This window comes from Streptomyces crystallinus (assembly GCF_039521265.1).
Classification (GTDB): domain Bacteria; phylum Actinomycetota; class Actinomycetes; order Streptomycetales; family Streptomycetaceae; genus Streptomyces; species Streptomyces crystallinus.
Genome location: NZ_BAAACA010000031.1, coordinates 20621 through 41283 on the forward strand (window position 1 = coordinate 20621; position 20663 = coordinate 41283).

General features: G+C 71.2%; 17 protein-coding genes. 6 read left to right on the top strand and 11 right to left on the bottom strand.

Annotation, left to right across the window (positions count from 1 at the left end):
- Positions 1 to 259 precede the first annotated feature (259 nt).
- Complete coding sequence (locus ABD236_RS22430) at positions 260 to 2335, top strand: TerD family protein (RefSeq protein ID WP_344076055.1); 2076 nt, start codon at positions 260 to 262, stop codon at positions 2333 to 2335.
- A gap of 25 nt (positions 2336 to 2360) precedes the next feature.
- On the opposite strand, the gene ABD236_RS22435 is transcribed toward ABD236_RS22430, so the two are convergent.
- The 5 genes from ABD236_RS22435 to ABD236_RS22455 form a co-directional block, all read right to left on the bottom strand.
- A complete protein-coding gene (locus ABD236_RS22435; RefSeq protein WP_344075995.1) occupies positions 2361 to 3596 on the bottom strand; it encodes an SWIM zinc finger family protein in 1236 nt (411 codons plus the stop codon).
- Positions 3597 to 3648: 52 nt separating this feature from the next.
- A complete protein-coding gene (locus ABD236_RS22440; RefSeq protein WP_344075997.1) occupies positions 3649 to 6489 on the bottom strand; it encodes a DEAD/DEAH box helicase in 2841 nt (946 codons plus the stop codon).
- 101 nt (positions 6490 to 6590) lie between these two features.
- Entirely contained in the window at positions 6591 to 8153 is a 1563-nt protein-coding gene (locus tag ABD236_RS22445) for a carboxylesterase/lipase family protein (RefSeq protein WP_344075999.1), read from the bottom strand.
- 7 nt (positions 8154 to 8160) lie between these two features.
- On the bottom strand, positions 8161 to 9210 hold the full coding sequence (locus ABD236_RS22450) for an alpha/beta fold hydrolase (protein WP_344076001.1): 1050 nt from the start codon (positions 9208 to 9210) through the stop codon (positions 8161 to 8163).
- 94 nt (positions 9211 to 9304) lie between these two features.
- Complete coding sequence (locus ABD236_RS22455) at positions 9305 to 10639, bottom strand: esterase/lipase family protein (protein WP_344076003.1); 1335 nt, start codon at positions 10637 to 10639, stop codon at positions 9305 to 9307.
- 256 nt (positions 10640 to 10895) lie between these two features.
- Between ABD236_RS22455 and ABD236_RS22460 the strand changes: the two genes are divergently transcribed.
- A complete protein-coding gene (locus ABD236_RS22460; RefSeq protein WP_344076005.1) occupies positions 10896 to 11300 on the top strand; it encodes a hypothetical protein in 405 nt (134 codons plus the stop codon).
- Positions 11301 to 11331: 31 nt separating this feature from the next.
- On the opposite strand, the gene ABD236_RS22465 is transcribed toward ABD236_RS22460, so the two are convergent.
- Positions 11332 to 12258, bottom strand: a complete 927-nt coding sequence (locus ABD236_RS22465) for an acyltransferase domain-containing protein (protein ID WP_344076007.1) — start codon at positions 12256 to 12258, stop codon at positions 11332 to 11334.
- A 128-nt stretch (positions 12259 to 12386) separates the two neighbouring features.
- Between ABD236_RS22465 and ABD236_RS22470 the strand changes: the two genes are divergently transcribed.
- Positions 12387 to 12647, top strand: a complete 261-nt coding sequence (locus ABD236_RS22470) for a DUF6343 family protein (RefSeq protein ID WP_344076010.1) — start codon at positions 12387 to 12389, stop codon at positions 12645 to 12647.
- Between the two features lie 24 nt (positions 12648 to 12671).
- Here ABD236_RS22470 and ABD236_RS22475 read toward each other — a convergent pair whose 3' ends face one another.
- Together ABD236_RS22475 and ABD236_RS22480 are read right to left on the bottom strand one after the other, a co-directional pair.
- Positions 12672 to 13043, bottom strand: a complete 372-nt coding sequence (locus ABD236_RS22475) for a tetratricopeptide repeat protein (RefSeq protein ID WP_344076013.1) — start codon at positions 13041 to 13043, stop codon at positions 12672 to 12674.
- Positions 13044 to 13136: 93 nt separating this feature from the next.
- Entirely contained in the window at positions 13137 to 13523 is a 387-nt protein-coding gene (locus ABD236_RS22480; protein ID WP_344076015.1) for a DUF3592 domain-containing protein, read from the bottom strand.
- A 123-nt stretch (positions 13524 to 13646) separates the two neighbouring features.
- On the opposite strand from ABD236_RS22480, the gene ABD236_RS22485 reads away from it, so the two are divergent.
- Entirely contained in the window at positions 13647 to 14831 is a 1185-nt protein-coding gene (locus tag ABD236_RS22485) for an IS701 family transposase (protein WP_344076057.1), read from the top strand.
- Between the two features lie 160 nt (positions 14832 to 14991).
- Here the strand turns inward: ABD236_RS22485 and coaE are convergent, their stop codons facing one another.
- The gene (coaE, locus tag ABD236_RS22490; RefSeq protein WP_344076017.1) at positions 14992 to 15591 is read right to left on the bottom strand and encodes a dephospho-CoA kinase; all 600 of its coding nucleotides are present in this window, start codon (positions 15589 to 15591) and stop codon (positions 14992 to 14994) included.
- A gap of 98 nt (positions 15592 to 15689) precedes the next feature.
- A complete protein-coding gene (locus ABD236_RS22495; RefSeq protein WP_425543927.1) occupies positions 15690 to 16571 on the bottom strand; it encodes a PAC2 family protein in 882 nt (293 codons plus the stop codon).
- Between the two features lie 322 nt (positions 16572 to 16893).
- Here ABD236_RS22495 and ABD236_RS22500 point away from each other — a divergent pair, with 322 nt between their 5' ends.
- Positions 16894 to 17859: a right-handed parallel beta-helix repeat-containing protein gene (locus ABD236_RS22500; RefSeq protein WP_344076021.1), complete on the top strand. Its 966-nt coding sequence runs from the start codon at positions 16894 to 16896 to the stop codon at positions 17857 to 17859.
- 105 nt (positions 17860 to 17964) lie between these two features.
- Here ABD236_RS22500 and rpsA read toward each other — a convergent pair whose 3' ends face one another.
- A complete protein-coding gene (gene rpsA, locus ABD236_RS22505; protein WP_101387822.1) occupies positions 17965 to 19473 on the bottom strand; it encodes a 30S ribosomal protein S1 in 1509 nt (502 codons plus the stop codon).
- Positions 19474 to 19840: 367 nt separating this feature from the next.
- Between rpsA and ABD236_RS22510 the strand changes: the two genes are divergently transcribed.
- A complete protein-coding gene (locus ABD236_RS22510) occupies positions 19841 to 20659 on the top strand; it encodes a class I SAM-dependent methyltransferase (RefSeq protein ID WP_344076024.1) in 819 nt (272 codons plus the stop codon).
- Positions 20660 to 20663 lie beyond the last annotated feature (4 nt).

The window sequence follows — 20663 nt, forward strand, 5'->3', positions numbered from 1 at the left end:
CTCCGACAGCTCGCGGTTGCCCTGCCGACTGATGCGTGGAAGCTACGGCTCGCCGTGTCCGCGGAGCTGTGGCTGGCAGGTGCGGGTCATTTGGTACGAGATTCGACGTCTTTGCTCATACGGCTCGGCCTTCAGGTTCCAGATGAGTAAGCTGCACGTCAGGCTCTTGGGGAGAGCCTCAACATACCGTGAAAGAGAGGGCAGTTCGGCTATGCCTGTGCGGCCCTCGCGTCCCGTGGGGGGATCTCGCGTGCACGAAATGGCCAAGGGTTCCAACGTCAGTCTGTCCGCGCTCAGTGAACATGCCGACTCCGTCATGGTGAGCCTGAGCTGGAGCAGCCCCAGCGGGGAGGGTGACGCCGATGTCTCCGTGCTCCTGATCGACGCCGGCGGGAAGGTTCGCAGCAACAGCGACTTCTACTTCTACAACAACCCAACCGCGCCCGACGGCAGTGTGCACCTTCTGGGATCGACTCCGACCGAGAACGGCACCGAGGACCGTATCCGACTGGACCTCACAGCCCTTCCCGACGACGTGAATCGCGCTGTCATCGCAGCGAGCCGGCACCGGCGCGCCCATTTCGGCGAGCTGGAGAACATTCGGCTCACCCTGAAGGACGGATCCGGCGACGACGTTCTGGGATTCTCCATCACCGATGCGACCGTGGAGAGCGCCTTCGTCTTCGGGGAGATCTACCGACGCAACGACGAGTGGAAGTTCAGGGCCGTCGGTCAGGGCTACGGCACGGGGCTGGCCGGGCTGGCCACCGACTACGGCATCGAAGTCGATGAGGACGACGATGGAGACGACGAGACGGGCAGTGCCACCGAAGCCCAGGAGCACGGTGTACGGGGCATTGAGGAGAGCATTGCCGAGCCCGTCGGCGGGGACCCGTCGGGCACGATCGAGGTGGTGGTCGTCGCGGAAGGCGTCGCCGCGTCCGTGTCCGTCCCCGTACCGCGTGAAGCGGAGTCGCCGAACCCTGCCCCGGTACGCCGGGTTCGCACGGCCAAGAAGAAGGTCACTCTTCCGCGAACGACAAAGCCCTCCCTGGCCGAGAACGACAGCTGGCGGACAGCCCGTCTCTTCCCCGCTTCTTCGCTCAAGAGCGACCGGGAGCGTGAAGTGCGGGCAACGTCCATCCTGCTGTCGGTGATGGCTCAGGTGCCGGAATTCGGTCGTCGGCTCACTGCGGCGTTCGGCGCGCCCGCCGGGCGTATGGAGACCTTCACCGAAGTTTCGCTGCCTCACGGCGAGAATCCGAAGCGGCCGGACGGAATCCTTCGCATCGAGCGCGCCGGAAAGCTCTGGACCGCGCTCGTCGAGACGAAGACGAACGGCAACCCGCTCAAGCCCGAGCAGGTCCAGGACTACATGGACATCGCCTCCCGGCGCGGTTACGAGGCCGTCATCACACTCTCGAACGATGTGGCCCTCGAAGGAAGCCCCCTGGTCGACGTGAAGGTCGACGGACGACGCAAGCACAAAGTGGCGCTGTGGCACCTTTCCTGGGCCGAGGTGACCCAGCAGGCACAAATGCTGCTCCGCCACGAGGGCGTACGACAGGAATCGCACGCCTGGCTGCTACAGGAGCTTCTCCATTACCTCCAGCACGAGAACTCCGGCTGCCACGGTTTCCAGAACATGGGCCCGGCCTGGGTCCCGGTGCGCAACGGAATCGACGAGGAGACGCTGTCACCCGGCGACTCCCGGACCGTGCAGGTGGTGGAGAGCTGGGAACGGCTGGTCCGCCAAGTCTGCCTCCGGATCGGCGGAGAACTCGGCACCAAGGTCATGCCGGTTCAGCGCGCCAAGCGCGGGACCGACCCGCAGTCGCGCCGCATCGAAGTGGCGGACCGCTTCTGTGTGGACGGGAAACTGGAGGCCGAGATCCGGATCGACGGCGTACCCGGCATCGTCGCCATCAGCGCTGATCTGCGCATGGGCAGGCTGCGGACGTCTATCGAGGTGCCCGCCCCTGACCAGGGCTACCCCCTTTCATGGGTGAAGCGACTCATGAAGCAGCTCCACGAGGCACCGGCGGACCTGCATGTGCAAACGCTGCTGGAAGGCGATGCCGCCGGCCCACGCGGGACGTTGGAGAAGCTGCGGATGGAGCCCGGAGACCTCCTCGCGAAGGGGCCGGAGCGCATCATCGGTTTCCGGCTGTCGCTCTCCAAGAGCGTGGGCAACACGCGCGGCAACTCCGAGAACGGATTCATCCGCAGTGTTGACGCCGCGGTCGACCGCTTCCACACCACCGTGGTAGCCAGACTGGAGCAGCGCACGTCTCGGCGCCCCAAGGCTGCCATCGCTCCGGAAGCCGTCATGTGATCCTGTCCGCCCGCCTCTCGCCCTCTCAACGATCCGGCAGGGCGTCAAGCGCCTCCACCGGGTCCTGCGCCGGTATCCCCCGGGGCCACCAGTCCTCCCGCCCCGGGTCGGACTCGTACACGTACCAGAGGCCGTCGCGGCCGTAGCGGAGTTGGGTGGTGGGGGTGGAGAGGTGGTTGCGCCAGGGGCGGAAGCCGGGGTGGCCGGCGGCTGTCAGGGCGGGGCGGGCGCGGTCGAAGGGGCCCGCCGGGGGATCCCAGGGGGCTTCCAGGACGGACAGCGCCGCGAGCCCGCCCTGGCGCCAGGCGGCCACCGCGCGTGCGAGGTCGGTGGGGGTGCGGCCGGTGGCCCGGGAGAGCGCGGCGTACAGCGCCCTGGTCGTCGAGGTCACGCCGGAACCCGGGTGCGCGGCCGCCAGGCGGACCGCGTCCTGCCACGTGGACAGGCCCGCGATCGGGTCCTCGCCCGTGGTGAGCAGCACGTGCGCGCGGGCCGCCGCCTCGGTGGCCAGCAGGTCGAGCGCGAGCGGGTCCGGGGCGCCCTGGAACGTGGGGAAGGCCGGTGGATGGCCGGCTCGCTCCGGAGGCGGGAACGGGGGCGGCAGCTCAGGGCGTGCGCCGGAGCGGACGGCCTCGCGGGCCGCGACCGTGGGCAGTTCGGGTGTGGCTGTCTCCCGCTCGACCGCCGTCAGGGCGCTGTTGCGCCGCGCCAGCGCGGCGAGCGTCTCCTGCTCGCCCCGGCCGCGCATCAGCAGCAGGACGAACGGGTCCTCGTCGAGGAGCCGGGCCGTCTGGTAGCAGAGCGCCGCCGCGTGCTTGCACGGATAGCCGTCGTCGGGGCAGGAGCAGTCGGGGACCAGGTCGCCGGACGCGGGGAGCAGATCCACCTGGTCGGCGAGGGTGTGCGGCAGGTCCTTGTCGAGCAGCGCCGCGATGTGCGAGGGGTCCTGGGCGGCGGTGTCGAGGAAGTCCTCCCACGCCTGGTCGGACAGGGTGCGCAGGCGCAGTTCCGTCCGGTACGGGCGGGGGCGGGAGCCGTGGACGTACGCGGTGATGCGGCCGGGGGTGACCGTGATCGCGTCGACGTGGCCCGCCTGCGCGTACTTCCGGCCGCGGGCCAGCCGGGCCGGGTCCAGGGCCAGGTCCTCCAGCGCCTCGATCCAGGCTCCGCCCCACCAGGTGCCGGTCCGCTCCGAACGGGCGCCCAGGGCCGGGAACGTGCGGCGGCGGTCGTCGTACCGGGTCGTCGGCAGCGGGCTCATCCGGGCCTCCTCTCAGGGGCGGGGCGGACCGTCGCTGCCGTACGGAGTGCGTTCATACGCCCCTCCGCAGGGAGATGAGGTCCGCCAGCTCGCGGTCGGTGAGTTCGGTCAGCGCGGCCTCTCCGGAGCCCAGAACCGCGTCGGCCAGGGCGCGCTTCGCGGCGAGCATCTCCGCGATGCGGTCCTCCACGGTGCCTTCGGCGATCAGGCGGTGGACCTGCACTGGCTGGGTCTGGCCGATGCGGTAGGCCCGGTCGGTCGCCTGCTCCTCCACGGCCGGGTTCCACCAGCGGTCGTAGTGGATCACATGGCCCGCACGGGTGAGGTTGAGCCCGGTGCCGGCCGCCTTCAGGGAGAGGATGAAGACGGGGACCTCGCCGGACTGGAACGCGTCCACCAGCCGGTCCCGCTCCGCCACCGGTGTTCCGCCGTGCAGGAGTTGGGAGGGTACTCCGCGCGCGGTGAGGTGCGCGGAGAGCAGCCGGGCCATCGACACGTACTGGGTGAAGACGAGGACCGAGCCGTCCTCGGCCAGGATCGTGTCGAGCAGCTCGTCCAGGAGGGTGAGCTTGCCGGAGCGGGCGTGCAGCCGGGGCGCGGCCTCCTTCAGATACTGCGCCGGGTGGTTGCAGATCTGCTTCAGGGCCGTCAGCAGCTTCATGATCAGGGCGCGGCGGGCGATGCCCTCGGCGGCCTCGACCCCGGCCATGGCCTCCCGGACGACCGCTTCGTAGAGCGAGGCCTGTTCGCGGGTGAGCGGGACCGGGTGGTCGGTCTCCGTCTTGGGCGGCAGCTCGGGCACGATGCCCGGGTCGGACTTCTTGCGGCGCAGCAGGAAGGGGCGGACCAGCCGGGCCAGCCGCTCGGCGGCCTGCGCGTCCTCGCCGTTCTCCACAGCGCGCGCGTGGCGGGCGCGGAACGACTTGAGCGGGCCGAGCAGCCCGGGCGTCGTCCAGTCGAGCAGGGCCCACAGCTCGGAGAGGTTGTTCTCGACCGGGGTGCCGGTGAGGGCGATCCGCGCCGGCGCGGGGACGGTGCGCAGCGCCCTCGCCGTCGCCGAGAACGGGTTCTTGACGTGCTGCGCCTCGTCGGCGACGACCATCCCCCAGCTGTGTTCGGCCAGTTGGGGGGCGCTGCCGCGCATCGTGCCGTACGTGGTGAGGACGAAGCCGCCCGCCGTGTCCGCCAGGCTGCGGTCGCTGCCGTGGAAGCGCCGCACGGGGACGCCGGGGGCGAACCGGGCGATCTCGCGCTGCCAGTTGCCGAGCAGCGAAGCGGGGCAGACCACCAGGGTCGGCTCGGGGCGCGCGCGGCGCAGATGCAGGGCGATCACGGTGATGGTCTTGCCCAGGCCCATGTCGTCCGCGAGGCAGCCGCCGAGGCCGAGCGAGGTCATCAGGTCCAGCCAGGCGAGGCCGCGCAGCTGGTAGTCACGCAGGGTGGCGTCCAGGCCCGGGGGCTGGACGGCGGCCTGCGGGCCCGCGGTGAGGCGGTCGCGCAGCACGGCGAGCGCGCCGGCCGGGACCGCCTCGACCGTCTCGCCGTCCACCTCGGCGGTGCCGGTCAGGGCGACGGACAGCGCGTCCACGGGGTCGAGCAGTCCCAGGTCGCGCTTGCGCGCCTTGCGTACGAGCGCGGGGTCGGCCACCACCCACTGATCGCGCAGCCGCACGATCGGGCGGTGGGCCTCGGCGAGCGTGTCCATCTCGGACTGGCTGAGCGGTTCGCCGCCGAGCGCCAGCTCCCAGTTGAAGGCGAGCAGCTCCCCGGCGTCGAAGAACGCCGTGCCGTCGGTCGCCGAGCCGGGCGCGGGCCGGACCACGGCGGTGGCGCTCAGGGTGCGGGCCAGCTCGCGCGGCCAGTGCACGGCGACTCCCGCCGCGTCCAGCCGGGTCGCGGCCGAGCCGAGCAGGTCGTACAGCTCGGTCTCGGTGAGCGCCAGCACGTCCGGTACCGGCCGCTCCAGCAACAGGCCCAGCGGCGGCCAGACCCGGGCCGCCCGGCGCAGCGCGAGCAGGGCGTCGATCCGCGCGCGCGGTCCGAACGCGTCGGAGCGCTCCCCTTCCCACAGGGCCGCCGCGTCGACGACCAGGGTGGGGTCGGCGAGGCTGTGAATCTGGACGACCGCGGAGCCCGCGCGCCGCGCGTCCTGCTCGTCGTCGCTGTCGAACATCCCGTACCCCGACAGGTCCAGGCGCAGGGAGACCCGGACGCCCGCGTCCATGCCGGCCGCCGCCTCGGCGGCCCAGACGCGCGCGCCGGGCAGGTGCTGGGGCGCGGCCGCCGCGAACGCCGGGCCCACCGCGTGGGCGGCGGCCGGGGTGCGCGGCAGGCTGTCGGCGACCGCGTCCAGGAAGGCCCGGACCAGCGCCTCGGGGTCGGGCAGCCGCAACGGGCCGCGGCCGGGGGCCGGGACTCCGTACGCCTCGTACGGCATGGCGGCGGCGATGGCGCGGAGCTGGGCGATGTCGTCGGCGTCCAGCGGGCCGGCCCGCCAGGCGTCGTGGTCGGTCCCGGTCAGCCCGGGCAGCAGCCTGCCGCGCGCGACGAGGTGCAGGGCGTGCAGCGCGGCGGCACCCCAGCAGGCGGCCGCGGGGTGGGCGCCGGGGTGCTGCCGGGCCCGGACGAGCAGGGGCAGCGCCTCGGTGACGGGCAGCAGGCGGGCCAGGACGGTACGCCGCGCGGCTCCGGCGCCGTGGCGGCGCACCACGGTCAGCTCGGTGACCTCGCCCGGACCGCCGTCCTCGGGGTCCGCCGCGCCGGGCAGCGGGCCGCCCGCCGGGTCCCAGAAGGCGACCTTGCCCTCGCGGGGCAGCCCGGCGGGCAGGAAGACCGCGGCGGCGGACACACCGGGCCGCGGCGCGAGCTCGGCCGTCCGCTCGGCGTGCGTCATGTCAGGTCACCTCCCCTCGGGCGTGGGGCCGCGGGTCAGCACCTGGTCCGCGACTGCTCTACGACCTTACGGGCGGGGTCTGACAATCGGGCACCGCGTCCTCAGCGCACCCCCTCCCACAAGGCACGTTCGGCCGCCCGCGGGTCCCGGACCAGCTCGGTCGGGGCGGCCGGGGAGGCGCCGAAGACCATGGTCGTACGGGTCTCCCGGTCGTAGACGTCCCAGCCCGGCTCGCCGGTCGCCGCGAACGCCACCCACGCGCCGTGCATCGCGTCCGCGAGGCCCTGCGGCGGCCGGTCGCCGAGCATCGGGGCGTAGACGGGGTCGCGCAGGTTGTCGAAGACGAAGCCGAGCTCCGCGCTGTGGCAGGCGCCGAGCTCGCCGCCGTACTGCGGCGAGCGCCAGGCGAACTCGTACACATGCGTGCCGGGCACGGACTCGGCGAGGCGGACGGCCGGGATCCGGTAGAACCAGTCGGTCGCCACGGCGTCGAAGAGCTCGCCGGGGCCCGCGCCGGGGCGGTTCTCGGCGTACACGGGGAGCGCCTTGTCGGGGTCGAGTCCGTACGCCTCGGTGGTCTCGCGCAGCTTGCGCTCGCTGAGCCGGTGCAGCCGCTCGGTGGGGACCAGGAAGAGGCGGTACTCCTCGCGGTTGCTGCCGGCGAGCAGGTCCACCCCGCAGTCGGCGGCGGGCAGCGGCAGCGCGTCGAGGACCGGCTCGAAGGGCATCATGTTGAGGATCGCCTCGCCCCACAGGGCGGGGTCCGGGCGGGCGCCCATCTCGGCCCGCAGCCCGGCCTGGGCCGGCAGCAGCTCGGCGAAGGGGACGCGCGCGAACGCCTCGGTCAGTGCCGTCCCGGTTGCCTCGATGCCCAGCTCGGCCGCGAGGTGCGCGGTGATCAGGTCGGCCGTGGCAGGCCGCAGGAAGTGATGGGCGGCGCCGCTCTGCAGGATCGCCCGGCGGAACAGCCCACGCGCGCGTGGGTGCGCGAGCAGGACGCCGATGCTCATCCCGCCCGCCGACTCGCCGAACACGGTCACCCGGTCCGGGTCGCCGCCGAAGCCCTCGATGTTGTCGCGGACCCACTCCAGGGCCGCGATCTGGTCGAGCAGCCCGCGGTTGTCGGGGCGTCCCGGGAGCCGCAGGTAACCGTCCGTGCCGAGGCGGTAGTTGACGTTGACGCAGACCACGCCGTCGCGCGCGAAGGCGGCGCCGTCGTACGCCGGGCCCACCCCCGAGCCGTTGGAGAATGCCCCGCCGTGCAGCCAGACCATCACCGGCAGGCCGCCGCCCGGGCCCGGGTGCGGGGTCCAGACGCTGAGGTTGAGGCAGTCCTCGCCCTGTCCGCCGTCCGCGTCCGGGATCAGGGCGTCCATCGGCGGGGCGTAGGGGGCCCGGGGCGCCGACGGGCCGTGTGTGAAGGCGTCCCGTACGCCGTCCCAGGAGGCCGCCGGAGCCGGTTCGCGGAACCGCCGCGGGCCGAAGGGCGGTGCGGCGTACGGGATGCCGAGGAAGGACGTCACCGCGTCGCTCCCGGTGCGGCCGCGCACCGCGCCCTGCCGGGTCGTGCACACGCGCGTCGCGGCCGCTTCCAGCGGCCTGACGGGCTCCCCCGGCGTGATCGGCCGCAACGATTCCGGCTTCCCCGGCCTGGTCGGTTCCATCGGCGCCTCAGACTCCTTCGGCCAGCGTCTCCAGCAGGGCGTCGCCGAACTCCTCGGGGCGCTCGACGTGCACCGCGTGCCCTGCTCCGGGCACTGTCACCTCTCGTACCCTGCCGCCCACGCGCGCGTAAAGGGCGAGAACCTGCCGCGTCTGGGCGACCATCGGCTGTGCCGGGGTGCCGTCCCAGCCGGGCACCGCGCCGATCGCGCCCAGATGGGCGAGGTCGAAGAGCGAGGTGTCGGAGACGATCACGTCGTCCTCGCCGCGCACCCAGGTCACCGGCGGCTTCGCGGGGAGCCCGGCGAGGGCGGTGTGCAGGTCGTCGAGGCGGAAGTGGGTCGGGGCGAGGCAGTTGAGCACCCCGCGCGTGCCCGGGGCGGTGCCCGGCCAGGCCTCGCAGGGCCTGCTGTCACCGGGGTAGTGGTCGTCGCCGAGCCGGGTGCTGAGCATCGACTCGACGTACTCGTCCTCCCGTTCCGGGCGCGACGGCGGCTTCACATAGCAGTGCGCGAGCACGCTGCGGGGCGAGAGCGGGGACTCCTCACCGCGATCGCCCTCGGCCAGCAGCCGTACGAAGTCGGGATGGGCGGTGCCACCGCCGGAACCGGCCCCCTCGGGAGAGTTGAGCCGGCCGTCGACGCCGTGGGTGCCGCCGAAGCCGTACGGCGACACCGGGTTGGCCAAGGTCAGCGAGCGCACCATGGCGGGCCGGTCCCGCATGTGTTGCAGCACCACACCGCCTCCCATGGACCAGCCGACGAAGTGTGCGCGCTCCAGGTCCAGCGCCTCCAGGAGCGCGCCCAGGTCGTCCACGTAGTCGCGCAGTCCACGGGTCGCGTCGACCGGCAGCGGGTCGGTGCCGCCGAAGCCGCGCAGGTCGACGGCGATCGGCCGGTAGCGCTCGGGCAGGGAGAGCATCGCGTCCTGCCAGAAGGCGGACGAGGAGACGTTTCCGTGCACGAAGACGACCGGTTCGCCCGCCTCCCGGGAAACGTCCTCCAGGATGTGCTGGGTGAGCCGGGCGGTCGGTACCCGGCGTGCGGTGAGCGTGGGCATACGGGCCGTCCTTCGGCTACGGGAACGATTCTTCGGGCGCTCGGCCCCGCCGGGGCGTCGGATACCGGCGGAGCCGAGAGGTCAGTCGGCGGGCTCAGGCCAGCCAGGAGGCCACCTGGGCCTCCGAGGCGCTGTTCCAGCCGAGTTCGAGGTGGTTGGCGCCGGTCACGGTGGCCTTGCCGCCGACGGTGGCGACGCCGGTCGTGTCGAGCGCGCTGGAGACGAAGACGACGCCGTCGCTCGGGCCGCGGTTCTCGTTGAAGATGCCCACGACACTCGGCGAGCCGCCCGCCAGGAGGTACGTGGTGACGGAGGCGGGAACTCCGGCCCGCTGCAGCGGGGCGACCAGCGAGCCCGCCTCGATGGCCGGCTGGATGCCGTCACCGGCCGTGTAGAAGCCCTGGCCTCCGTAGTACGTCGTGTACCAGTCCTGGGCCGTCTGGTCGACGCCGTACACGCCGTCCCAGCGGGCCAGCATCTGCCGCTGGCCCGGGTAGTCGTCGTAGCCGCCGGACGGCGTCATGGAGAACTCGGGGTGGGCCGTGTACGTCCCGTAGCAGGTCATCCGGGAGTGCGGGGAGGGCGCGTTGATCTTTCCGCCGCACTCTGGCCAGATGGAGAAGTCGTGGGCCCATCCGTGCGCGTACGGGTAGTCGAAGCCGCCGTTGGGACCGCCGAGGGTGATGAGCTTCCGTACGTCACCGGCGTACGCGCGTCCCCAGGAGGGCTTGAGGGACGAGACGTACGCGCGCGTGGAGAGCTCTCCCTTGCTCCAGCCGACCAGGTCGACCTTGGCGACGCCGAGCTTCGCCTTGATGAGGGCGACGGCGTCGCCGACGGCCTGGGCCTGCATCAGGTTGTCGCCCTGCTTGTGGGCGAAGCCGACGGCGAAGACGCGGTGGCCGCGCGCGGCGAGGTACTGCATCATCCCGGTCGAGGGGCACGAGAGCGTGCCGCAGCCGTACCCGCCGGACTCTCCGGGGTTGGCCCAGGCCCGGTCGGCCGTGTCGTTGGCGCCGTGCACCAGGAGGACGGGAGTGGCCTTGGCGCCGGTGTTCCAGCCGGGCGCCGAGTAGAGCAGGAAGCGGTCGGAGGTGGGGCGGGCGACGCCGCCGAAGTAGGTGACGCGCACCCCGTCCTGGTTGCCCCGGCCGTCCGGCGGATAGCCCTCGGCGGCGGCCGCCTGGAAGCCCGCAGTGGTGTCTCGGTAGCGCTCGACCTTCTCCCAGCCGTTGGTGACCGTGCCGGAGCCGTAGGCGGCTTCCAGAGTGAGGTACGGGGGCGGGGCGGCGGTGCTGCTCGCCGCGGCCGCCAGGGGGCGTGTGGCCGTGCCTGTGGCGGTGGCCGTGCCTCCCGCCGACAGGAGCGCGCCGAGCGCCGCCGTCGCGGCCAGAGCCGCTCTCCATCCCCCACGATGTCTGCTGCGCACGTCCGGGCCCCCTTGCCTTGGCTGATCTGGCTGCGACCACGACGCTAAGGAGGCGGCGCACAGGTGGGGGATGTGTGCGCGCCACATAAGCGCGCTGGCGGATGTGGGGACGAACGGGTGCGGGGCGCCGGTTTGCGGCCGGTGGGGGTGGTGTCGCCCGCCCGGCCGCGTACGGGATGCCCGGTCGGCGATCACCGGGCAGGGTGACGGTACTGACCGCCGTACCGCCGCCGTACCGTACAGACGAGGACCGCTCATGTCCGTGCCTGTGTCCCAGCTCGCGCCGCGCCCCTCCGAGCCGTCTCCGTCCGCTCCGGGCCGCTCGGGGGCCGCCAGGAGGCGGCTCGGCTTCGCCGCCGGGGCCCTGCTGCTCACGTTCGCCACCGCGGCCTGCGCCGGCCTCGGCCGTACGGCGGTCGGCACCTTCTCGTACGCCACGTCGGCGGAGCGGATCGTCAAGATCAGCAGCCCGCCGATCAAGGGCTGCCACCGGATGGCGCCGACGGGCGCCACGGCCGTCCTCAACAACACGCTGGCGGACGTCCGCCTCTACCGGACGCTGGACTGCCGCGGCAAGGAGATGGTGTACATCCCGAGCCGACTCGGGGACAACATCGCGCCCAACACCCTGCCCTGGCGCAGCTACGCGTTCGTGCACTGACGCCGGGCGGGCCGCGCCCCGGGAGCCCGGCTCACAGTTCGAACCACCCGTGTCCGAGGTACCAGTGCTCACCGGCGAGCAGATGCCCCGCGACGGCGCGCTCCACGGCGGTCCGCTGGAGCAGCGCCTCGACGGGCAGCTCCGGATCCCCGAAGACGAAGAACACCGGGACGCTGTCCTCCGCTTCGGTCTCCCGGTATGCGATACGGAACCGGCGCTGGAAGCGGACGAGATTGGAGTCCTCCGGCAGGTACTTCTGTAGCTGTGTGTCGAGCAGCCATGAGTGGCAGCCCGCGACGCGGTAGGGCTCGTCGGGGTAGCGGCGCGCGAAGAAGTCCCGGGCCAGCGCGAGCGAGGCGTCGCACGCCCCCGGGGTCAGCGGCCCCCGGAAATCGGGGATGTGAAGGCTGAGGCAAGGGTCACCGGGTCCGAGCGGCAGCCCGGCGGCCCGCACCGCCTCGCCGGTGCGCTCGCCGAGCCGGGCACGCTGGAACTGCAACCGTCCCAACTGATAGAGCTCGCCGCGGAAGTGCGGCCACAGCCAGCGCGGCTTCACCAGCCCGGCGCTCCCGTGCCATCTGCGGTGCACGGCCAGCTGACGGCCGAGGTCGGCGAGGGTGCGGCGGGAGATGTCGGCGGGCACGCCACGCTCGTCGTGGTACGCGCGCGTATGCGGCAGTGCGGCGAGCAGGACGAGCACGGGGAAGAGCCGCCGGAGACCCTCGGAGCTCACCAACCCCTCCGGCCAAGGCGGCAATTCGGGCTGAAAGCCGACGCTTCCCATATCTCGCACGAGGGCTTTCACGGACTCCTCCAGCAGTGCGCGGACGTCCGGGTCGGCCGCCGCCTTCCTTACGAGCCCCACGAGTTCGTTGATGTCCTCGTGCGGTACGGCGAGGTCGAGCAGCACCTCGGGCAGCTCGTCCCCCACTGGCAGCAGCACGTCCTCGTCCACCATGCGCGTCACCCTATGTGTCACCGGTGACAGGTCCGCGGGATTCCCCCGCAACCAGCAGAGCCGGGCCTCGGCGAGGAGCCTGTTCCAGCCACTGGGTGGGTAAAATCTCCCTGGAAGAGGCGATGGCCATGCGCACTGGGAGTGAGCCCACGACCGCACGCAGTCCCCTGCGGATGCGGTTCTGGCTGAGCGTCTGGGGGCTGATCTGGGCCCTCGCGGGCACGGCGGGCTTCGCGCTGGAGGGCCGCCCGGGCTGGACGGCCGCGTGCGCGGCACTCGCCCTGGTGATCACGATCGACCTCGTCATGATCATCCATCACATCCACCAGGGCCCGCACTACCAGCCGGGCCCGGACGTCCCGCCGTACGAACCGCCCCGGCGGCGTTAGGCGGCCTCGGGCGTCGGACCCGCCTCAGGCGCCGTCCGACTCGAACCGGGCCGCTTCCAGGTACTCCGGCTTGGGGTCCAGCGCCGCCGCCAGGCGGAAGTGGCGGACCGCCTGGTCGGGGCGGGCCGCGCGTTCATAGGTGCGGGCGAGGGCGAAGTGGGCGAAGGCGTTGTCCGGCTCGCGCTCCAGGACCAGCTGGAACTCCAGTTCCGCCGCACGGAGTTGGGCCGAGGCGAAGAACGCGCGGGCGCGCAGGAGGCGGGCCGCGGTGTTCTCGGGGTGGGCCGCGACGACCGAGTCGAGGAGCTTCACCGCGCCGCGCGGGTCCCGGGCCGCGAGCAGCTGCTCCGCCGCGCGGAAGTCGATGACGTGCGTTTCCGGGGTGCTCTCGGCCACGGTCGAGTCCTTTCCCTCGCTGCGCGTTGACAACGCACTGCCCAGTTCCCGTATTCCGTATTCATTCCGGCCGTCACGCAGTGCGAGGGGCGCTCACAGCGCGGCGACCGCCAGGACCAGACCCACGGCCAGTACGGCGGCTCCCGCTGCTACGAACGTACGGTCCAGGCCCGTTCGTTCCCGGCCGAGGAGAATTACCTCGCACGGGTCCGCGGGGTCGTAGGCGAGATGGACGCGCGCGCCGGGCGTGAGCGGCTCGCGGCGCGTGGGCGGAACGGGGGACGGCAGCTCCAGGACCCGGCCGTCGGCTGTCTCGTACTGGAGGAGTGGGCGGCCCGAGCCGGGCGGGGCGGGCTTGACCAGCGCCCAGACGGCGTCGCCCGCCGCCGCGACGCGCCGCGTCTCGCGCAGCCCGTACGCACCGGCCAGCAGCGCCACGAGGCCGCCGAAGACCGTGAAACCCGCCAGTACGAAGAGCACATCGGGATCGTAATCCCGTAGGGCGAGGCGGTGCGGTGATTTCGGACTTCCCGCCTATGGACCGGCCTAGTACTGCAACGGTGTTTGCCGTGACTGGTGGCCAGCTCGGTCGTTGGTGTGGTTATGGGTGGGGACCTTGCTGATGTCAGGCTGTGGGCGCGTGAACTGGACGTGGTGCATGAGCGGTTCGTGCATCGTTTCAGCAGGTCGGAGCCGCGGGCGTCGGTTCTGGCGTATATGCGGGGGCTGATCGCTCCGCTGCAGCGCAAGAACGGCTGGACCGTGGCCGAACAGGCGGGTCATGAGGGTCCGGACCGGATCCAGCGGATGCTGAACCGGATCGAGTGGGACGCCGACGAGGTCCTCAACGACGTCCGTGAGTACGTGGTGGAGAACATCGGTGATTCCGGGGCGGTCCTGATCGTGGACGACACCGGATTCCTGAAGAAGGGGACAGGGTCGGCCGGCGTTCAGCGGCAGTACTCCGGCACGGCCGGGCGGACGGAGAACTGTCAGGTCGGCGTGTTCCTTGGCTATGCAACCGACCGGGGCAGGACGTTGATCGACCGCCGCTTGTATCTGCCGACCTCCTGGACGGATGACCGGGAACGCTGCCGCCGGGCCGGCATCGCAGACGACACCGGTTTCGAGACGAAGGTGGCCATGGCCAAGGCGATGGTCCGAAAAGCCATCGCGGACAAGATCCCGTTCGGTTGGGTGACCGCGGACGCCGCTTACGGCTTCAGCAAGGGTTGGCGGTTTGAGCTCGAGCAGGCGGACGTCTTCCACGTCATGGCCACCACCCGGCACGACACCGTGGTCACCCGCTGGGCGATCGACCATCCCGTCCACGACCTGTTCACCGGCCTTGCCCGGCAGAAGTGGAAGCGCCGTTCTTGTGGCGATGGGGCCCACGGCCTGCGGGTTTACGACTGGGCCCGCGTTGAGGTGCGGCCCTGGCACCGCGAGGACCGCCGGCACTGGGTGATGGCCCGCCGCAGCGTCGCCCGGCCGCAGGAGATTTCCTACTACATCGCCTACTGCCCCGCCGAGACGACCCTGGATGACCTGATCCGTGTCGCGGGCAGCAGGTGGGCCATCGAGGAGTGCTTCCAGAGCGCGAAGCAGGAGTGCGGCCTGGACGACTACCAGGTCCGCCGCTACCCCGGCTGGCACCGCCACATGACCCTCGCCCTGGCCGTCCACGCCTGCCTCACCATCCTGCGGGCCCGTGAGCTCGATACTGGGAAAGCAGAAACGGATCCTCCCACCTCACCCACCTCAGCCTCGCCGAAATCAGACGCCTGATCACGCGCCTCACCGACCGTCCGCCGGCCTCCATCGATCACATCCTGCACTGGTCAACCTGGCGTCGACGACGCCAACACCAAGCCCGAGTCAGTCACTACAAACGACGCGGACACAGCCCATGAACTGGCCACCAGTCACACCAAACACCGTTGCAGTACTAGTGCCCGGCCCGCTCCAGAAGCTCCGCCCACACCTTGCTGACCTGCGGCTCCAGCGCCTCGAGCGGGCCGTCGTTGTCGATGACCAGGTCCGCCACGGCGAGCCGCTGCTCCCGGGTCGCCTGGGCGGCCATCCGGGCCTCGGCCTCGGAGCGCGCCATGCCGCGTAGACGCGTCAGCCGCTCCAGCTGGGTGGCGGGCGTGGCGTCGACGACCACCACCAGGTCGTACAGCGGCGCCAGGCCGTTCTCGGTCAGCAGCGGGACGTCGTGGACGACCACCGAGTCCGGGCCCGCGGCCGCCTCCAGCTCCGCCGAACGCGCTCCGACCAGGGGATGGACGATGCCGTTCAGGACGGCGAGTTTCGTGGGGTCGGCGAAGACGATCGCCCCCAGCGCCGGGCGGTCCAGCGTGCCGTCCGCCGTGAGGATCCCGGCGCCGAACGCCTCGACCACCGACGCCAGCCCCTCGCTGCCCGGCTCGACCACCTCTCGGGCGATCTTGTCGGCATCGATCAGCACCGCCCCGTACGAGACGAGCATGCGCGACACTTCGCTCTTGCCGGCGCCGATTCCGCCGGTCAGGCCCACCTTCAGCATGAGCGGCAGCCTAGGGGATGCCGCCCATGCCGACTCCGACAGGCCCACCGGGCGTACATCGCTGCCGCCCGGCTACCGCGCGCGTCGCCCGGTCGTCGTCACAGGTCGCCCTCGCGCTCGGCGAGGAACCGCTCGAACTCCCGGCCCAGTTCGTCCGCCGACGGGAGGTCCGCCGGTTCGGCCACCAGGTTGCCGCGGCTCTCGGCGCCCGCGATCGCGTCGTACTGGTGCTCAAGTCCCTGCACCAGCGTGACGAGTTCCTCGTCGCCTTCGCCGATCTGGCGTTCGATCTCCGTCTGGGTGCGCTGCGCCTCGGTCCGCAGGCCGTGGGCGACGCTCGGCAGCACCAGGCCGGTGGCCGCCGTGATCGCCTCCAGGGCGGTCAGCGCGGCGTCCGGGTAGGCCGACCGCGCCACGTAGTGCGGGACGTGCGTGGCCACGCCGAGGACGTCGTGCCCGGCCTCCATCAGCCGGTACTCGATCAACGACTCGGCACTGCCGGGCACTTGCGCCTCGTCGAAGGGCGAGCGGTGACCCGGCATCAGGTCCGTGCGGTTGCCGTGCGGCGTGATGCCGACGGGGCGGGTGTGCGGGACGCCCATGGGGATGCCGTGGAAGTTGACCGAAAGCCGTACGCCGAGGCGCTCGACGATCTGCCGTACGGCGACGGCGAACCGCTCCCACTCCACGTCCGGTTCGGGGCCCGACATCAGCAGGAAGGGCGCGCCCGTGGCGTCCTGCACCAGGCGCACCTCGATCGCGGGGGTCTCGAACTCCGTCCAGCGGTCCCGCTTGAAGGTCAGCAGCGGGCGGCGGGCGCGGTAGTCGACGAGTCTGTCGTGGTCGAAGCGGGCCACCACCTGGTGGGGCAGGCTGTCCAACAGCTTCCCGACGATCTGCTCGCCGGTCTCACCCGCGTCGATGTATCCGTCGAAGTGGTACAGCATGACCAGGCCGGCCGACTCCTGCGCGAGCGCCATGTCGACGACTGCGAGGCCCTTCGGCTCCCATTCGTACAAACCCTGCGGATCAAGCACGATTACCGCTCCTCCTCGTGTTCGTAGGGAAGAACGCCCCATGCGACAACGGCATTCCCGCGCGCGTCCGTTTCACATGCTGTTCTCACAGTGGCCGCTCCGGGGTGGCACCGGCGTTTTCCGGCCGCTGGTCCGGACCTTGACATGCCCATGGGCCATCCCTACCGTCACCAGACGACAGCACGTTCAGAAACGCGTCCAGCGTTCACATGAGAGAACTGCTGTGTACGAGAACGGTTACCCCACCTCGACCCGGAGGCCCCCCATGCGTAACCGACCCCTGCTCGTCTCGCTGCTCACCGGCGCCCTCGCCACCGGAGGACTCGGTCTCGCCGCCGCGTCGGCCGACGCGTCCGCCGCCGTCATCGACGTCTCCACGGCCAGCCAGCTGAAATCCGCGCTCTCCGCCGCCCGTCCCGGCGACACCATCCGGCTCGCGGACGGCACGTACACCGGCAACTTCAAGACGACCGCCGTCGGCACCTCGTCCGCACGGATCACCCTCACCGGCTCGCCCAAGGCTGTGCTCAAGGCGAGCGGCGGATACGGCCTGTACCTCAACGGCGCCTCGTACTGGACCGTCCAGGGCCTCACCGTCACCGGCGGCCAGAAGGGGATCATGATGGACGGGGCGAGTGGCGTCGTCATCGACTCCGTGACCGTGCACGGCCTCTCCATGGAGGGCGTCCACTTCCGCAAGTCCAGCAAGAACGGCGTCATCAGGAACTCGCGCATCTACGACACCGGCCGGGACGGCTCGGGCATGGGCGAGGGCGTCTACGTAGGCACGGCGGGCGACCTGTCCGACAGGAGCGACCAGGTACAGATACTCGACAACACCATCGGCCCGGGCGTAGGCGGCGAGAACGTCGACGTCAAGGAGGGCACCACGGGCACCCGGATCGTCGGCAACCACTTCGACGGCAGCGGGCTGACCAACGCCAACTACGACGACTCCTGGGTCGACGTGAAGGGCAACAAGGCCGTGGTCGAGGGCAACACCGGCGTCCACACCCTCAACAACGGCTACGAGACGCACACCCAGCAGTCCGGCTGGGGCTGCGGCACCGTCTTCCGGTCCAACACCTCGGACCTGAGCGACTCCCCCGGCTCGCAGCGGCTCGCGATCAACGTGACCCATTACGACCCGAGCGGTTGCCCGACGACCGTCTACAGCAGCAACAAGGTCACCGGCGGGAAGGGGCTCACCAACATCCCGGTCACTCCGTAGCAGCCCGCCCCGTACGACGGCATAAGGCCCGCAACGATGTAAGACCCGCCCCCCAATGGGGAGCGGGCCTTACATTTCGGCTATCTACCGACCGGGGTCAGAGCGTCAGCTCTGGCCGCCCGCCAGCTTCTCGCGCAGGGCAGCCAGGGCCTCGTCCGACGCCAGGGCGCCGGAGTTGTCGTCCGACTCCGAGGAGTACGAACCACCCGAGATGCCGGCACCGGCGTTGCCACCGGCGGCCGGGGCGGCAGCACCCTCGGCAGCGGCGGCCTCGTCGGCCTCGCGGGACTTGATGACCTGGGCCTGGTGCTGCTCGAAGCGCTGCTGCGCCTCGGCGTACTGGCCCTCCCACGCCTCGCGCTGGGTCTCGTAGCCCTCGAGCCAGTCGTTGGTCTCGGGGTCGAAGCCCTCGGGGTAGATGTAGTTGCCCTGGTCGTCGTAGGACGCGGCCATGCCGTACAGGGTCGGGTCGAACTCGACCGACGCCGGGTCGGCACCGAAGGACTCGTTGGCCTGCTTCAGGGACAGCGAGATCCGGCGACGCTCGAGGTCGATGTCGATGACCTTGACGAAGATCTCGTCGTTGACCTGGACGACCTGCTCCGGGATCTCCACGTGGCGCTCGGCCAGCTCGGAGATGTGGACCAGGCCCTCGATGCCCTCGTCGACGCGCACGAACGCACCGAACGGAACGAGCTTGGTGACCTTACCCGGGACGACCTGACCGATCTGGTGCGTACGGGCGAACTGCTGCCACGGGTCCTCCTGCGTCGCCTTCAGCGACAGGGAGACACGCTCGCGGTCCATGTCGACGTCGAGGACCTCGACGGTGACTTCCTGGCCGACCTCGACAACCTCGGACGGGTGGTCGATGTGCTTCCAGGACAGCTCGGAGACGTGGACGAGACCGTCGACGCCACCCAGGTCCACGAAGGCACCGAAGTTGACGATCGAGGAAACGACGCCGGAGCGGACCTGACCCTTCTGGAGGGTGGTGAGGAACGTCTGACGGACCTCGGACTGGGTCTGCTCCAGCCAGGCGCGGCGGGACAGGACCACGTTGTTGCGGTTCTTGTCCAGCTCGATGATCTTCGCCTCGAGCTCCTTGCCCACGTAGGGCTGGAGGTCGCGGACGCGGCGCATCTCGACGAGGGAGGCCGGCAGGAAGCCACGGAGGCCGATGTCGAGGATGAGACCACCCTTGACGACCTCGATGACGGTACCGGTGACGATGCCGTCCTCTTCCTTGATCTTCTCGATGGTGCCCCAGGCACGCTCGTACTGAGCGCGCTTCTTCGAGAGGATCAGGCGGCCTTCCTTGTCCTCCTTCTGGAGAACCAGGGCCTCGATCTCGTCGCCGACCTTGACGACCTCGTTCGGGTCGACGTCGTGCTTGATCGAGAGCTCGCGGCTCGGGATGACACCTTCGGTCTTGTAACCGATGTCGAGCAGGACCTCGTCCCGGTCGACCTTCACGATGACGCCGTCGACGATGTCGCCGTCGTTGAAGTACTTGATCGTCTCGTCGATCGCGGCGAGGAAGGCTTCCTCGTTACCGATGTCGTTGACCGCAACCTGCGGGGTGGTGGCGGTGGTCTCGGTGCTGCTCGTCATGTGGGAAAGGGCTCCGGTACGGACATGAAGTCGTAGGTACTGCTACGCCGAAAGCCCGTATCGCCTCTGCAGAAGCCGGACAGCCTAGGAAGCGCCCGTCCCGGTGGACCGGGGGCGCCTCGAAACCGAGGGGACATACAACAGTGGGAGCGCGCCTGCTACGTCTGAGGTGCGCAGGCTCGCAGCGCAACTTGTAGCATACGGGGGCAGCCGGACAGGGTCAATGCGCGAAGGCGCACACCCGGGGCGGATCCCCGCATTCCCGGCACAACTGAGGTTCTCCGAGGCCACGCAGGCCCATGCCGTCCCCAGCAGAACGCGGCCGAAGTCGCGCTCGCGTTCTGCGCAAACTACAACGACGGGCACGATGATCCAAGAGTACGAGGCCGAATACGAGCCCGAGGCGACGCGGCGTGACGCGAGTGACGCGGAGAGCAGCCGGGCGAGCCGCGGCTGGTGGGACCGCAACGCCGACGAGTACCAGACGGACCACGGAGCGTTCCTCGGGGACGACCGGTTCGTCTGGGGGCCGGAGGGCCTGGACGAGGCGGAGGCGGCGCTGCTCGGCCCCGTGGAGTCGCTGAAGGGACTCGACATCCTGGAGATCGGCGCCGGGGCGGCCCAGTGCGCGCGCTGGCTCGCCGCCCAGGGCGCCCGGCCGGTCGCCCTGGACCTCTCGCACCGCCAGCTCCAGCACGCCCTGCGCATCGACGGAGGGGCGGTTCCGCTGGTGGAGGCGGACGCGGGGGCGCTGCCGTTCGCGGACGGCTCCTTCGACCTCGCGTGCTCCGCGTACGGGGCGGTTCCCTTCGTGGCCGACCCGGTGCGGGTCTTCCGCGAGGTGCGCCGAGTGCTGCGGCCCGGAGGGCGCTGGGTCTTCAGCGTCACGCACCCCATCCGCTGGGCGTTCCCGGACGAGCCGGGCCCGGAGGGGCTGAGCGTGGCCGCGTCCTACTTCGACCGCACGCCGTACGTGGAGCAGGACGAGACGGGGCACGCGGTGTACGTCGAGCACCACCGGACGCTGGGCGACCGGGTCCGCGACGTGGTGGCGGGCGGCTTCCGGCTGGTCGACCTGGTCGAGCCGGAATGGCCGGCCTGGAACACCCAGGAGTGGGGCGGCTGGTCCCCGCTGCGGGGCAATCTGATTCCGGGCACGGCGATCTTCGTGTGCGAGCGGGATTAGGGCC

Coding starts and splice junctions, on each gene's coding strand:
- ABD236_RS22510 (WP_344076024.1), top strand. CDS start 19,841: ATGATCCAAGAGTACGAGGCCGAATACGAGCCCGAGGCGACGCGGCGT.
- ABD236_RS22435 (WP_344075995.1), bottom strand. CDS start 3,596: ATGAGCCCGCTGCCGACGACCCGGTACGACGACCGCCGCCGCACGTTC.
- ABD236_RS22445 (WP_344075999.1), bottom strand. CDS start 8,153: ATGGAACCGACCAGGCCGGGGAAGCCGGAATCGTTGCGGCCGATCACG.
- coaE (WP_344076017.1), bottom strand. CDS start 15,591: ATGCTGAAGGTGGGCCTGACCGGCGGAATCGGCGCCGGCAAGAGCGAA.
- ABD236_RS22440 (WP_344075997.1), bottom strand. CDS start 6,489: ATGACGCACGCCGAGCGGACGGCCGAGCTCGCGCCGCGGCCCGGTGTG.
- ABD236_RS22465 (WP_344076007.1), bottom strand. CDS start 12,258: ATGGTGGACGAGGACGTGCTGCTGCCAGTGGGGGACGAGCTGCCCGAG.
- ABD236_RS22460 (WP_344076005.1), top strand. CDS start 10,896: ATGTCCGTGCCTGTGTCCCAGCTCGCGCCGCGCCCCTCCGAGCCGTCT.
- ABD236_RS22430 (WP_344076055.1), top strand. CDS start 260: ATGGCCAAGGGTTCCAACGTCAGTCTGTCCGCGCTCAGTGAACATGCC.
- rpsA (WP_101387822.1), bottom strand. CDS start 19,473: ATGACGAGCAGCACCGAGACCACCGCCACCACCCCGCAGGTTGCGGTC.
- ABD236_RS22470 (WP_344076010.1), top strand. CDS start 12,387: ATGCGCACTGGGAGTGAGCCCACGACCGCACGCAGTCCCCTGCGGATG.
- ABD236_RS22485 (WP_344076057.1), top strand. CDS start 13,647: ATGGGTGGGGACCTTGCTGATGTCAGGCTGTGGGCGCGTGAACTGGAC.
- ABD236_RS22500 (WP_344076021.1), top strand. CDS start 16,894: ATGCGTAACCGACCCCTGCTCGTCTCGCTGCTCACCGGCGCCCTCGCC.
- ABD236_RS22450 (WP_344076001.1), bottom strand. CDS start 9,210: ATGCCCACGCTCACCGCACGCCGGGTACCGACCGCCCGGCTCACCCAG.
- ABD236_RS22495 (WP_425543927.1), bottom strand. CDS start 16,571: ATGGCGCTCGCGCAGGAGTCGGCCGGCCTGGTCATGCTGTACCACTTC.